The sequence below is a fragment of the Brevundimonas sp. NPDC055812 genome (assembly GCF_053616535.1).
In genome coordinates, this window is record NZ_JBSHDX010000003.1 from 485,237 (window position 1) to 499,085 (window position 13,849).

Below are 13,849 nucleotides of genomic sequence, written 5' to 3' on the forward strand. Positions count from 1 at the left end.
GTCCGCGCCGGGAGGGGTTCTTCGTATGGCGGCCGCTCAAAAAAGAAGCCCTCCCGGCGAATACGGGAGGGCTGAAGGTTCAGGAGTGAAAAGGGCTGATCAAGGCGTGGTGCGATAGTTCCAGCGCACGCTGTCGCTCAGCTCGCGGCCGCCGGCCTCGGTCGTCGCCTCGACCAGGTTTTCGCCCGGCGCCAGATCGATCTCCCAGACGGCGGCGTGGTCCTCGACCGGCACGGCCGTCCAGTCGCCGCCGTTCAGACGCAGGCGCACCTGATCCTGGTTGGAGAAGACCTTCACCTTCACCCGTTGGGTGCGCTTGTTCACGTCGCGGCGACTGGTGATGTGAAGCATCGGCTCATTCGACCAATTGGCCTGATACCAGTAGTAGGCGTCCTTGCGCGTCTGGCGGTCCTCGGTGACCAGGCCCTTGTCGTTGATGGCCGGACGGTCGCCCTCGTTGCGCTTGAACGATGGGAAGTCGAAACCCAGCCAGATGAAGTTGGACCACAGGAAAGGCCGCTGACGCATCTCGCGCCAATGCACCTCATGGAAGGTCGTCTGCCACTGTTCGGGGTGCCAGTAGCCGTCAGCCACAGGCCGGCGCAGCACCGGATCCTCCTGATGCTGGATGCTGGCTCCCGCGCCGTACTCGCTGACGCCGATCGGACGGTGCGGCATCCGCGCGTGCAGCTCGTCCGCCCAGGGACCGATGTCCTTGGGTTCGGTCCAATACCAGCCGAAATAGCGATTATAGGAAACGGTGTCGCTGTGCTGAGCGATGGAGTCGTCATCCGCCAGACAGCAGTGGGCATAGGTGGTCGGCCGGGTCGGATCCATTTCCTTGGCGGTGCTCTGCAGCGCCGCCATCAGCCGGTTGGCCGCGTCGCCCGAGGTCCGCAGTTCATTGCCGATGCCCCACAAGCCCACGGAGGGATGATTGTCGTTCTGGGCGATCAGCTCGCGCATCTGCTGGACCAGGTTTTCACGGAACTGATCGGAGGGGTCCATGTCGTCGATCAGCGGCACTTCCGTGACCAGCAGCAGCCCAAGACGGTTCGCCGTCTCATAGACGCGTTGCGGATGCTGCATATGCGCCAGACGCAGGGCGGTGACGCCCATGTCCGACATGATCTGCATGTCCTCGTCGATCTCGGCGTCCGTGACGATGGGCCCCTTGCCGAAGCGGGTCGGCATCTGGATGTTGGCTCCGTAGAGGGCGTAGGGCTGGCCGTTCAGCAGGAACTCGCCCTTGTCGCTGAGACCCACGGTGCGGACGCCCAGAGGAACCTCGGCGCTGTCGATCGCCTGACCGTCCAACAGGATTTCAGACACCGCCCTGTAGAGGTACGGCGATCGCCGTCCTTCCCACAACCTCGGATTGACCAGAGCCAGGGTCTGCTCCACCGTCTGCCCTCGGCCGGCCGCCAGGGTCGTCGGCGTACGGGTCTCGGCAACGACAGCGCCGTCCGCATCGATGACGCGCGTCAGCACCTCGAACCGCCGCGCCGCGCGGCTGTCGTTACGCACCTGCACTCTAGCGCCGATCGTCGCCTGCCCAGGCGTCAGGGCCTCGGTGCGGACATGCAGGCCCGGCCCGCCCTGCTGCATCAGGTCAATGTGCAGGTCCGGCGTCTCGATCAGCTTCACCTCGCGATACAGGCCGCCGAAGATGTTGAAGTCGCCGTTCAGCGGCGCGTATCGGGTGTTGCGCGCGTTATCGACACGGACGGCCAGCAGGTTGCCCCCGCTACGCAGGGCGTCGGTCACATCATAGCGGAAGGCGGCGTATCCGCCCTCGTGCGTACCCACGGCGCGGCCGTTCAGATAGACGTCGGCCTTCAACGTCGCGCCGCCGAAATGCAGGAAGTAACGCTTGCCCGGCCGGGGCGTCTGATCCAGCGTCAGACGATACCAGGCGGGACCGCGATAATAGACGCCTTCCGGCTCGCCCCGCGCCTTGGCTCCGCCGATGCCGGAATCCTCGACATTGTAGGTATGCGGCACGACGACCGCGCTCCAGGCCCGATCGTCGAACCGGAACGCCTGGGCGCCGACGGCGTCGGTCCGCGTAAAGCGCCAGCCGTCGGTCAGGGGCCTTTCGTCCGCCGCCGAGGCCGCGCCGACGGCCAGAACCCACGTCGCGCCGCCTATGATCAGGCGCGCGCGCAGGGATTGGGGTGAGATGCGCTTCATGGAAGATCCTCCTCGCGCCCTTGGCGGGCGTCGTTACGTCGCTTTGGAGCGGTCAGGTCAGGCGGCTTACGTCGCCGGTGCGGATGTCACGGCTTCGGACGGTCCGGACCGCGCCTCGCGGCGCGGCGCTGGAGCGCAGACCGTCAATGACGGCGCCCTGGACATCGTCCATGACGACGGCGGGCCGCGCGTCCGCCTCCTCAACCTCGAAGGTCGTGTCCTTGACGCTGATGTTGCGGGCGTGGCGGACATAGAGCCCATGGGCGGGGAAGGTCCCCATGAAGCTGGGTTCGAGCGAGGAGTTGATGCGCTCGGGGATGTCCCGCGACGCGTCCTCACGCGTGCCGCCGCCGCTGGAACGCACATGGATGTCGGAGAAGCTGACGTCCTCGATCGTTCCGCCTGGAATGCCGACCACCCCGCTGACGAAATCGCCCCGCGCGCCCGAGACGTTGATGTTCGAGAACCGTACGCGACGCACGCGCGACATCTGGGCGCCGCGCGGCGCCCGATTGCGCGCCGACAACCGCACGAAGATCGGATGGTTCACCGGATTGCGCAGGATGATGTTGGAAAAGACCACGTCCTCCAGCACCCCGCCGTCGATGGCTCCCATCTGCAGTCCGCGCGTGTTCTCGCAGGTGCAGTCCGACACCAGGATATTGCGGAAACCCGCCGCCGAATCCGTGCCCAGCTTGATCCGGCCCAGCACCCCGACGTTATCCACCGACATATAGGGCGAAGGCTGATAGGTCCCGTCCACCACCGTGCCCAGCAGATAGCCGCTGGTCTTGCAGCCGATGACGCTGACGTCCTCGCACATGCGGAATTCCTGCAGCGCCATGCTGCTCTTCAGCACGATGGCGTCGTCCTTGGGGGCGTTGACCAGGCAGTTGGTCACCCGCACGTCCCGGCAGGCGTCGATATCGATGCCGTCGCGGTCCGTGTCGACGGTCAGGCCGTCGATCCGTACGTTGGTCGAGCCGAGGACATAGCAGGCGAAATGCCCGCCCTGCAGAATGGTGAAATCGCGCAGGAGAATGTTGCGGCAGCGGGTGAAGGCGACCGCCTTGTTGCCTCGCCCTTCATAGGCCATCTCGCGCGGGATGGCGCGGCGCGCCTCGTCTGCGGTCAGGCCCTGTTCGCTCGGCGATTTCCAGCCCGCCATGCCGTGCCAGCGCGGCGTCGGACCCTCGCGATCCAGACCGATGCCGTGAATCAGCCCCTTGCCGATGATGGCGACGTCCGTGACGCCGTCGCCATAGATCAGGCTGTTGTGGAAATGGCTGACGCCATAATCCTGAAGCTGCTCCTCGAAGACGTTTTCGGGCAGGTCGTAGCGGCCCGCGTGCTTGCGCGGATCCGCCGCCTCAATGACGGAACCGTTCATCAGCACCAGGGTGATGAAGCTGCGCAGACGGATCGAGAAACACAGATAATGACCCGGCGGCACCACCACTGTGCCGCCGCCCTTGGCCGAAGCGGCCTCGATCGCCTTGTTGATGGCGTCGGAATCGATGGCGATGCCGTCGCCCGCCGCCCCATAGTCGCGGACGTTGTAGAAGCCGCTCAGGGAGCCTGAGGCGCGCACGATCGTCGGGCTCATCGCCATGGCCGCACCCAGTCCCAGGGTCACGAACCGACGGCTGAATTCCGCCCTCTCTCCCAATGCGCCATCCGCCATGCGTTCCATCCCCTCTTCGTTGGAAGGCATGTTGTATGACGTATTATCTTAAATCAAGTCTGAGCCAGCTGAATAGCCTGCGGCATCGGGTCAACCCTGCGATACCAGCGCCTCGGACGAGATATCCTCGATCGACGTGACGCCAGACAGAGCCATGGCCACCCTCATCTCCGCTGCGACCAACTCCAGCAGGCGAGCCACCCCTGCCTCGCCGCCGGCCGCCAACGCATAGATGTAGGCCCGTCCCAGCAGGACGCCCTTCGCCCCCAACGCCAGCATTCGCATCACGTCGAGCCCGGTGCGGACCCCGCCGTCGACGAGCACCGTCAGATCGTCGCCCACCGCCTCGGCGATGGCCGGCAGGGCGCGAGCGGTCGAGATGGCTCCATCCAGCTGACGTCCGCCGTGGTTCGACACCACCAGCCCCGTCGCGCCGAAGCGCAGGGCGTCGCGCGCATCTTCGGGGTCGAGCACGCCCTTGATGATGATGTCGCCCTTCCACACGTCGCGAATCCATTCCAGGTCCGACCAACTGATCGACGGATCGAAATTCTGACCCAGCCAGCCGATGTAATCGGCCAGACCCGTCGCCTTGCCGCGGTAGGCCGAGATGTTCCCCAGATCATGCGGATGCCCCAGCAGGCCGACGTCAAACGCCCAGTGCGGATGAAGGGCGGCCTGGATCGTGCGACGCGCGCCCGACCATGGGCCGCTCATGCCCGAATGGGGATCGCGATAGCGCGACCCAGGCACCGGCATATCGACGGTGAAGACCAGCTTGGTCACGCCCAGAGCCATGGCCCGCTCCAGCGCATCGCGCATGAAGGCTCGGTCCTTCAGCACATAGAGCTGGAACCATACCGGCTGGCCGCAACCGTCGATCACTTCCTTCATCGAGCAGACGCTGACGGTGGACAGGACGTAGGGCACGCCGGCGGCGCAGGCGGCGCGAGCCACCTGCACCTCGCCCCGCCGCGCCGACATGCCGCCCAGGCCGATGGGCGCCAGCGCCACCGGCATGGCGATCTTCTCGCCGAACAGCTCGGTCGTCAGGCTCAGACTCGAGACGTCGCGCAAGACGCGCTGACGCAGCGCCACGCCCGCCAGATCATCGACATTGTCGCGCAGCGTCTTCTCGGCGAAGGCGCCGCCATCGATATAGTCGAACAGGAAGCGCGGCAGACGACGGCGCGCCGCCTCGCGAAAGTCGGTGGTCGAGGCGATGATCATGACAGGTCTTTCAGTCGCCGATCCTCGTCCAACCTCAACGTCAGATCAGCATAGGACGGCATGTCGGACAGGATATGGCGGGTCAGCCGCTCATAGTGCTGAATGAAACGCGCGACCTCGGCGTCGCTCATGACGCGAGCGCCGTCGGGGGCCCGGGCGCGCAGGGCCTGTTCCTGCTGCAGGCGCCAACGCGCCACCACTTCAAAACCCGGGGCGGCCAGCAACACCAGCCGGTCGATGCGTGCGAAAAGATCGGCGTAGGCGCCGGCCAGGGCCTCATTGGCGTAACGCCGCCAGACGCCGTCTGGGTCGAACCGCGCCTCCAGATCGTTCACAGGAGCGACCAGGTCCGCCTCGGCCTGAGGCCGGGCGCCGACGCACCACCCCTCGAAGATCAGCACGTCCAGCGGTCCCTGGGCTCGGGTCCAGCCCGCTTCAGGGGCGGGATCGTCCGTCGCCTTGTCGAAACGCGGCAGAAGCACGTCTTGTCCGGCCTTCGCCGCCTCCACCAGCGCCAGCCCTTGCGGCACATCGTGGGTTCCAGGCGCGCCCCGCACGGCGAACAGGGGATGGACCGCCCGCGCCAACGCCTGACGCCGATCATGCGACAGATAGAGATCGTCCAGCGACAGGACCGCTGCCCGAACGCCCCGCCCTTTCAGCCGCTGCTCAAGCGCGGCCGACAAGGTCGACTTGCCGGACCCTTGCGCGCCGCAAAGGCCTAGGACGAACGGCCCGGCGCCGCGCCAGTCGTCCAGCGCCTGCTCGAGAGCGTCAAGCGACCTGGTCAAGCAGCGGCTCTCCGGCAAAGAAGCGGTCGAGATTGTCGGCCGCCCGCATCCCCATGGCGACGCGGGTCTCCACGGTGGCGCTTCCCAGGTGCGGCGACAGCACCGCGTTCGGCGCCTGCAACAGAGCGGGATTGACGGCGGGCTCGCCCTGATAGACGTCCAGACCGGCCCCGGCGATCACGCCATCCTGCAGCGCCTGAGCCAGGTCGTTCTCGTTCACGACAGACCCCCGCGCCGTATTGATCAGGATGGCGGTGGGCTTCATCCGCCGCAACACGCGCGCATCGATCAGGTGGTGCGTGGCCGCTCCCCCCGGCGTGTGCAGCGACAGGACGTCAGACGCCTCGGCCAGGCTTTCCAGGGTGTCGTGATAGGCTGCGTCTCCCTCATCCTCCGCTCGACGGCGGCTGTGATAGGCGATCTTCATGCCGAGAGCCGCCCTCGCCCGATCTGCAGTAGCGCGCGCGATCCGGCCATAGCCGACCAGGCCCAAGGTCTTGCCCGCCAGAGACTGGCCCAGAAGATGGGTCGGACGCCAACCCTGCCACGCCCCGGCCCTCAACTCACGCTCCCCTTCGCCGGAACGGCGCGCCGCCGTCAGCATCAGCAGAAGCGCCAATTCCGCCGTGGCGTCGGTCAGGACGTCCGGCGTGTTGGTGACAGCGATCCCGGCGGCCTTGGCCGCTTCCAGATCGATATGTTCATAGCCCGCGCCATAGTTGGCGATGATGCGTACGCGTGCGCCCGGGGCGGACAGCACCTCGGCTGGAACCCGATCGGACACCGTCGGGCACAGGGCGTCGTAATCGCCCATAGCGGCGCGCAGTTGCTCCAGACCAAGCGGTGTATCGCTCTCGTTCAGCGTCACCTCATAGTGCTGCGCCAGGCGCGTCTCCACGGCCTGGGGCCAGCGCCGGGTGATCAGGATTTTCGGCTTCATGCCTCGCCTCAGATCAGGCCGCGTCGGGCCAGGTTGCGCATCAGGTCCGCCGCACCGAAGGTCCACGGCTCGCACTGGTCGGTCGGCCGCACCCGGTTCACCAGCGCGCCCAAGCGGTCGCAGGCGATCCGCACCACATCGCCCGACGCGTGAGTGAAGCCCTTCCCCTTTTCGTAGCGGTCCTCGACCGGCGCGAACAGGGTCCCGAGAAACAGCACGAGCCCATCCGGATAGCGGTGATGCTCATTGATCGCCTGGACCGCCAGATCGGCGGGATCACGGCTGATCTCGCTCATGGCCGAGCGCCCGTTCATGACGAAGCCGTCTCGGCCCGTCACCGTCAGCGCGATCTCCAGCCGACGCACCGCCTCCAGGTCGAACATCCCGTCGAACAAGCGCACGAACGGGCCGACGGCGGCGGCGGCGTTGTTGTCCTTGGCCTTGCCCAGCAACAGGGCCGAACGCCCCTCGACGTCGCGCAGGTTGACGTCATTGCCCAAGGTCGCGCCGATGATCGCACCGCGCGAGGAGACGACCAGCACCACCTCAGGCTCGGGGTTGTTCCAGGTCGAGGCCGGATGGACGCCGATGTCGGCGCCGGCTCCCACGCTCGACAGCGGCTGACCCTTGGTGAAGATTTCGGCGTCGGGACCGATGCCGACCTCCAGATACTGGCTCCAGGCGCCCGCCGCGATAAGGGTCTGTTTCAGCGCCGCCGCCTCCGGCGATCCGGGCTTGAGGCGACGCAGATCGTCGCCCACCAGGTCGCGGATATGGTCACGGATGCCCGCCGCCGCCGACAGATCGCCGCGCGCGCGTTCCTCGATCACGCGCTCCAGCATGGAGGTGACGAAGGTCACGCCTGCCGCCTTCACCGCCTGCAGGTCGATCGGCGACAGCAGCCAGGGCCGCGTCGGATCGCGCGTCTCGGCGTCCGTATTGGCCAGGACATCCGCCAGAGTCCCCGCATCCTCGCCCTCGGCCGCCTTCAAAGCCGCCGTGGGATCGCTCGCCTCGCACAGGTCGCGCGCGGTCGGAAAGGTCCGCGAGACGTCCGTTAGGCGCGCGCCGTCAACGCGCACCAGGAGCGGACCTGAGGCCGCCGGGGACCAGATCCGACCGAAAAGAAGGGCGTCGTCATCAACGGGCAGGATGGCGGCGGGGGTCAGACGCATCTCTTGATCCTCAGCGATACTTGAATACGGGCGCGCGCTTTTCGGCGAAGGCGGCCCGGCCCTCGCGCGCGTCCTCGGTGGCGAAGCAGATGGTCTGCAGATCGCGTTCGTACTCGACTGCTTTCTCATAAGGCATGGCGTGGGCCGCCTTCAGGTTCAGCTTGGCCGTTTCGGCGGCGATGGGCGCGCGCGAAGCGATGACCTCAGCGATGGCGCGGGCGCGGGCCAGCAGATCGCGGGGCGCCGTCACCTCGCTGACCAGACCCCATCCTCTGGCCGTTTCCGCGTCCACCGGGTCGCCCGTCAGGATCATCAGCGCTGCATTGGACGCGCCGATGGAATGGGACAGGCCCGCCGCCATGCCGCCGCCGCCGATCCAGCCCAGTTTGATCTCGGGCGCGGCGAACCTGGCGTTGGTCGAGGCGATGCGGATGTCGCAGCTCATCGCCGTCTCCAGCCCGCCGCCGAGCGCGTAGCCGTTGACCGCCGCGATGGTCGGTTTGCGGCACAGGCGCACCGCGTCGCAATAGTCGCCCCGGTTCCGGAACTGCCACGGCGTCTTGTAGTCATCCAGGGTCCTGATGTCCGACCCGGCGCAGAACGCCTTCTCCCCCGCCCCAGTGATGACGACGCAGCGAATGGTCTCGGAGGCGTCGCACTCGGCGATGGCGGCCTCGACGGCGTGGGCCATCTCGGGCGTGACCGCGTTCAGCTTCTGCGGTCGGTTCAGGGTGATGACGGCGACATGGCCGTCCACTTCAAACAACAGTTCGGGCTCTTCGCTCATGTCGATCGTCCTCAAGTTTCAGCGCCGTTCGGCCGGAGCCGCACAAACAGCGCCTGCAGATGGTTCAGCACCACATCAGCGTCGTCGCCGGCTTCCAGCCCTTGGCGCAGACGTTCCGAGGCGGCGGTCTGAAAGGCGATGGCGCCGTCATGACGCGGGCGCAGGCTCGCTCCTTCCAGGGTCGCGAAGGTATCGGCGTAGAAGCCTCCCCAGCGGGCGTTGACCTCCGCGTCGCGCCACGCGCTTTTGAGCGACGGTTGACCGTCATGCTCGGGGATGAATCCGCCCTGAGCCTCGGGCGACATCAGCCACCGCAGGTGGTTCAGCAAACCCGGCGTGACGGCGCAACGTTTCGAGACGCCGATCCCCGTGCCGCCCAGAATCGAACCCACGGGTCCGCCGGCGCGGGCGCGCGGCGCATCGGCGAAACCCAGCACGCCTCCGGGCGCATAGTTCACATAGCCATAGACCAGGGGACACAGGACCACGTCTTCGTGACGACTCATGTGCTCCAGGATGCCGATGGGATTCAGCCCGCCCAGCCCTTTCGGACTATGCGCCGCCAGCCGCGACAGCAACGCCCAGGCTTCGCGCCCCGCCGCTCGTTCGACGAAGATCTGGCCGTCAGCCGCCGGGTTCGCGCCCAGGGCGGCGCAGATGGACTGGAAGCTGAGCGCGGCGTGCGGACCGGACAGCGAAAGAACGACGCCGCCCTGCTCCGCCAGATCGGCCACGTCGTCCCACGTCGTCGGCGGTCTCTCCATCGACTCGCGCCGCCAGGCCATGACCTGGGTCGCGGCGTCCAGGGGCAGGGCCCAATGCCGCCCTGCGTAGCGATAGGAGGACAGGCTGCGTCCCATCACTTTCGCCCCCCAGTTCGCGATCTCTTCGGCGGTGAAGAGCTCTTCGAGCGGGATCAGGCAGTCGGCGGCGACGGCTTCACCCACATGCGGGTGATCCAGCACGACCAGATCGTAGAGGCCGCACTGCTCGGCGATCGGGCGTTCTTCGAATCCTTCCAACGAATGGCGGTCCCAGCTCAGGGCGAAGCCGTCGCGCGCCGGGTCGATCCGGGCGGCGGCGGATTCCAGCGCGCGGTAGCCGCGCGGGTGGTCCCAGGTCAGGCCGCGATAGGCGGGCGCCGTCATCCCGCCCGCACCACGCCCGCCGCGATCAGGGCCTCGATCTCGGTCGGGTCGCGGCCCGTCTCGCCCAGGATCTCGCGCGTGTGCTCGCCGACCAGAGGCGCGCCGCGCTCGACCACGGACGGAGTCTTGGAGAATTTGATCGGGAAGCCCGGCGTCTTCACCCGGCCTTCTGTCGGATGGTCGTATTCGACGAAGGTTCCATTGTGCTGGATCTGGGGATCATCGACGACGTCCGCATAGCCGTAGACAGGGCCGCACCAGATGTCGTTCTCACGGAACAGGGCCAGCCATTCGGCGCTGGTGCGGTTGACCAGACGACGCCGGACGCAGGCGTAGATTTCGTCGCGGTGGGCCCAGCTGTCGGTCTCATCGTCCAGATCGGCGAAGAAGGGCTCCTCGATCAGGCGGCCGAGAGTCTTCAGCGAGGCCATGGCGATGGAGATATGGCCGTCGCTGGTGGCGAAGACCCCGTATGGCGCGCGAATATAGCTATGGGCGTGCGGCTCGGCCGATCGGGTCTGGGGCTTGCCGCCGACGGTGAAGACCGACAGCTCCTGCATCTGAATGGTGGTGATGGCGTCCAGCATGTTGACCTGGACCAGTTGCCCCTCGCCCGTACGCTCGCGATGGAAAAGGGCCGCCAGCGCACCCTCGAAGGCGGTGTAGGCGGTGATGGCGTCGACGAGATACTGGCCCGCCGGCGACGGCGGCTGATCCGCCGAGCCCGAGGACATCATCGCCCCAGACATGGCCTGCAGCAGCAGGTCCTGGCCCGGATAGTTCCGGTAAGGCCCGTCCTCGCCGTAGCCGGACATGGAGACGTAGATCAGACGCGGATTGATCTTCGACAGGGTCTCGTAGTCGACGCCCAGGCGTGCGGCCACGCCGGGCCGATAGTTCTGCAGGAAGATGTCGGCCGTCTTGACCATTTCCAGCAGCAGGGCCTTGCCCTCGTCCGCCTTCAGGTCGACGGCCAGCGACCGCTTGTTCCGATTCAGCGACAGGAAGGAGACGTTGATCTGGTTGCCGCGCGCGCCGCCGGCTGCGACGTGACGCTGCCACTCGCCGGTCGTCGGCTCGACCTTGATCACGTCGGCGCCCATATCGCCCATGCGTTGGGCGGCGAAGGGACCGGCCATGGCGATGGAGCAGTCCAGAACGCGGATTCCGTTGAGGATTCCCATTGTCTTCAATACCCTTGCAAGTTCAGCCCATTACCCAGCCGCCGTTGACGTGCAGCGTCTGACCGGTGATGAAGCCCGCCTCTTCGGCGGCGAAAAAAGCGACGGCGTGGGCGATGTCACCGACGTGCCCCCGTCGTTTGACGGCCTGGCTGTCCAGCACGTGACGGACATAGCCTTCGGGGTCCGGATGAATGGCCTCGGCGTCGGTGGGAAAGGCCCCCGGCGCTATGGCGTTGACGGTGATCCCATAGGCGCCGAACTCACGCGCCCAGGCCCTCGTCAGACCGATAAGCGCGCCCTTCGACGCCACATAGGGCGACAGGTTGGCCCACTCGCCCGAGATGGTGATGCTGGAGATATTGATGATGCGGCCGAAGGCGCGCTCGCGCATGCCCGGAAGGGCTTCCTGCACCGCCACGACGCCCGCATCGACGTTGATGCGCTGGACCGCCTGATGCTCCTCGATCGAGTAGTCCTCGAAGGGCTTGGACGGATAGACGGCCGCGTTATTGATCACCACGTCGAAGCCGCCGACCTCGCCCAGACGCGCCTTCAACTCGGCGCGAAAGCCCTCAAGGTCCGACAGGTCGGCGATCGAGACCACCAGTCGCCCCGTCGTGACCGAGGTCGCCGCATCTTGCAGCGCCGCCACCTTGGCTGGGTCGTTATCGACCGCCACCACCGTCGCACCGCGCCCCATCAACTGCAGCGTCGTCTGGAGGCCCAGCCCGCCCGCCGCGCCCGTGTAGAGAACGACCTTCCCCTGCATGTCCTGAACACCCGCCATCCTCAGCGTCCCCCAATCGACGGATAGACGCCCGAGGGTTCGGGATACTCATCCTCGGGTTGGCGCTGCACGCCCTCGATGCGGCGAACGGCGTCCGCCACCGCGGCCTTATCGGGCAGGATGCGGAAGGCGCTGTCGTAACACCGCTCTTCGCCATGCTCGAGCTGGATCAGTTCCCCCCGGTCGCGGGCGAAATCCTTGCCGAGCACATGGTTGGTCGAGGGTTCGATCCCCACGGCGTAGTGCCCGGCGTGCAGATTCTGCCATTCGTACATGGCCGGGAACTGCGACTTCAGCGTCTCGACCTCGAAGCCGAAGCCCAGAGCCTCATTGACCAGGGCGACGCTCACCCGCCCCTCGGCGTCCGGCGCCATGTCATGCTGCCAGACCTGCTCGTGGAAATTGCGGATCGGCGCCGGCAGGGTGCGATATCCGGCGCCCTGCTTGCGATAATCCTCGCCGGCATGGGCCGCCCAGACCACGTCCCGGATCGGCGCCACATAACGCGCGCCTTCATCCAGCACCGGATAGCCGACGTTGATATGGTAGCAATACATGTGCGGCGTTCGATAGAAGCCGTGGTTCACCACCCGGTCGTGCAGCCGGATTTCGTCACCGCCGACCGTCGCCTCGATGCGGCGGATCAGATGCAGGTCTTCGCCGAAAACCGTGGCCTGCTGCACCACCCCCTCGGCCCACAGGATGCAGTCGTCGCCTTCCCACCGCTCGCCATAGCCGGTCAGGCGCGCGGGAATCGTCCCCACGCGGCCGTGCAGAGACGAACTGACCGTTTTGCGCGGGCCATAGAAATAATGCTCCGCCGGATCGTCGTGCATGAACAGGACGTGGTCCAGCCCGCACGTCACCATCAGGCCCGAGAAGGAACGGAACCAGCCCAGGCCGCCCTCTCCTTCATACTCGTGAAGACCTGGATGGCGGAAGCCGGATGGCGAATGCCACCCCACGGCGCGCCCGTTGTGCTCGCACTCAGCAATGTCCATGGCCCGATCGATCAGGACGGTGAAGCGCAACCCCGTGCCCGTGCGGAATTCCAATTGGCGAACGCCCCGCTCGACGCCGTCGCCCAGGGTGGCAAGACGGACTCCGGCGAACTGCGACAAGGCGCCGGTGCGCTCGGACAGGGCGCGACGACTCAGCGTCCGGCCATACAATTGGGTCACGGCTTGCCTCCCTAAGCAGGCTCGTTATTATAATATGTATTATGTTTATAGATGGCCTTTCCGGCCCGTCAACGCCCTCCATGAGGTCCCTGTGAGTTCACCCCCCACGCGTCGCTGCTTTGCCGTGGATCTGCACGACGATCCCGTTCAGATCGCTCGCTATCGGGAATGGCATCGCGCCGGAGGGCCGCCCGCCGCCGTGACAGAAGCCATCCGCGCCGATGACGTGCGCGAGCTGGAGATCTGGCTGGTGGGCGACCGCATGTTCATGATCCTGGAACAGGGGGACGCCTATGACGCCGCCGCCAAGGCCGCACGCGACGCGGCCAATCCGGACGTCCAGGCCTGGGACGCCCTGATGCGCAGCTTCCAGAAGCCCCTGCCCTTCGCGCCCGACCAGACCTGGGTCGAGATGATCTGCATCTACGCCTTGTCCGAACAGCCGTCGTCGGGCAATCCAGCCCTGCAACAAGGATGATCCCCATGACCGAGACGCTTGAGCTATCGCACTGGATCGGCGGCGAGAAGATCGCCGGGTCGCGGCCGGGCGAGAGCCTGAACCCGTCCGATACGCGTCAGGTCGTGGCGCGCACGCCCAAGGGCGGGGCGGCCGAGGTGGATCAGGCGGTCCAGGCGGCGCGCGCCGCCTTCGGTCCCTGGGCCGACGCTTCGCCCGAGGTGCGCTCGGACATCCTGGACCGGGCCGGGACCCTGCTGATGGAGCGGCGCGAGGCGGTCGGCCGCCTGCT

At 66.8% G+C, this 13,849-nt stretch carries 13 protein-coding genes; 2 read left to right on the top strand and 11 right to left on the bottom strand.

Going from position 1 to position 13,849, the window contains the following annotated elements:
* Positions 1 to 99 precede the first annotated feature (99 nt).
* The 11 genes from ACWGL1_RS07650 to ACWGL1_RS07700 all read right to left on the bottom strand — a co-directional run bounded on the left by ACWGL1_RS07650 (position 100) and on the right by ACWGL1_RS07700 (position 13,100).
* On the bottom strand, positions 100 to 2,193 hold the full coding sequence (locus ACWGL1_RS07650) for a glycoside hydrolase family 2 TIM barrel-domain containing protein (protein WP_452111667.1): 2,094 nt from the start codon (positions 2,191 to 2,193) through the stop codon (positions 100 to 102).
* Positions 2,194 to 2,245: 52 nt separating this feature from the next.
* Positions 2,246 to 3,877 (bottom strand): rhamnogalacturonidase, encoded by a 1,632-nt coding sequence (locus ACWGL1_RS07655; protein WP_452111668.1) that lies wholly within the window; start codon positions 3,875 to 3,877, stop codon positions 2,246 to 2,248.
* Between the two features lie 90 nt (positions 3,878 to 3,967).
* A complete protein-coding gene (gene lldD / locus ACWGL1_RS07660; RefSeq protein WP_291777030.1) occupies positions 3,968 to 5,107 on the bottom strand; it encodes an FMN-dependent L-lactate dehydrogenase LldD in 1,140 nt (379 codons plus the stop codon).
* Positions 5,104 to 5,898 (bottom strand): kinase, encoded by a 795-nt coding sequence (locus ACWGL1_RS07665; protein WP_452111669.1) that lies wholly within the window; start codon positions 5,896 to 5,898, stop codon positions 5,104 to 5,106. The genes lldD and ACWGL1_RS07665 overlap by 4 nt, the downstream gene beginning before the upstream one ends.
* Complete coding sequence (locus ACWGL1_RS07670; RefSeq protein ID WP_346487077.1) at positions 5,882 to 6,838, bottom strand: 2-hydroxyacid dehydrogenase; 957 nt, start codon at positions 6,836 to 6,838, stop codon at positions 5,882 to 5,884. The genes ACWGL1_RS07665 and ACWGL1_RS07670 overlap by 17 nt, the downstream gene beginning before the upstream one ends.
* 8 nt (positions 6,839 to 6,846) lie before the next feature.
* Positions 6,847 to 8,007 (bottom strand): fumarylacetoacetate hydrolase family protein, encoded by a 1,161-nt coding sequence (locus ACWGL1_RS07675; protein ID WP_452111681.1) that lies wholly within the window; start codon positions 8,005 to 8,007, stop codon positions 6,847 to 6,849.
* Positions 8,008 to 8,023: 16 nt separating this feature from the next.
* Positions 8,024 to 8,800, bottom strand: coding sequence for an enoyl-CoA hydratase/isomerase family protein (locus tag ACWGL1_RS07680; protein ID WP_452111670.1), 777 nt, complete (start codon positions 8,798 to 8,800; stop codon positions 8,024 to 8,026).
* 11 nt (positions 8,801 to 8,811) lie between these two features.
* Positions 8,812 to 9,948 carry an ABC transporter substrate-binding protein gene (locus tag ACWGL1_RS07685; RefSeq protein WP_452111671.1) on the bottom strand — a complete coding sequence of 379 codons (1,137 nt, stop codon included), beginning with the start codon at positions 9,946 to 9,948 and terminating at the stop codon, positions 8,812 to 8,814.
* A complete protein-coding gene (locus ACWGL1_RS07690) occupies positions 9,945 to 11,132 on the bottom strand; it encodes a CaiB/BaiF CoA transferase family protein (protein WP_452111672.1) in 1,188 nt (395 codons plus the stop codon). Before ACWGL1_RS07690 ends, ACWGL1_RS07685 begins: the two co-directional genes overlap by 4 nt.
* Positions 11,133 to 11,154: 22 nt before the next feature.
* Complete coding sequence (locus ACWGL1_RS07695) at positions 11,155 to 11,919, bottom strand: SDR family NAD(P)-dependent oxidoreductase (RefSeq protein WP_338578087.1); 765 nt, start codon at positions 11,917 to 11,919, stop codon at positions 11,155 to 11,157.
* A gap of 2 nt (positions 11,920 to 11,921) precedes the next feature.
* The gene (locus ACWGL1_RS07700; RefSeq protein WP_338578086.1) at positions 11,922 to 13,100 is read right to left on the bottom strand and encodes an aldose 1-epimerase family protein; all 1,179 of its coding nucleotides are present in this window, start codon (positions 13,098 to 13,100) and stop codon (positions 11,922 to 11,924) included.
* Between the two features lie 91 nt (positions 13,101 to 13,191).
* On the opposite strand from ACWGL1_RS07700, the gene ACWGL1_RS07705 reads away from it, so the two are divergent.
* Complete coding sequence (locus ACWGL1_RS07705; RefSeq protein ID WP_338578085.1) at positions 13,192 to 13,578, top strand: L-rhamnose mutarotase; 387 nt, start codon at positions 13,192 to 13,194, stop codon at positions 13,576 to 13,578.
* Positions 13,579 to 13,583: 5 nt separating this feature from the next.
* Positions 13,584 to 13,849, top strand: a 266-nt coding sequence (locus ACWGL1_RS07710; RefSeq protein WP_452111673.1) for an aldehyde dehydrogenase family protein, incomplete at its 3' end; no start/stop codon positions are given.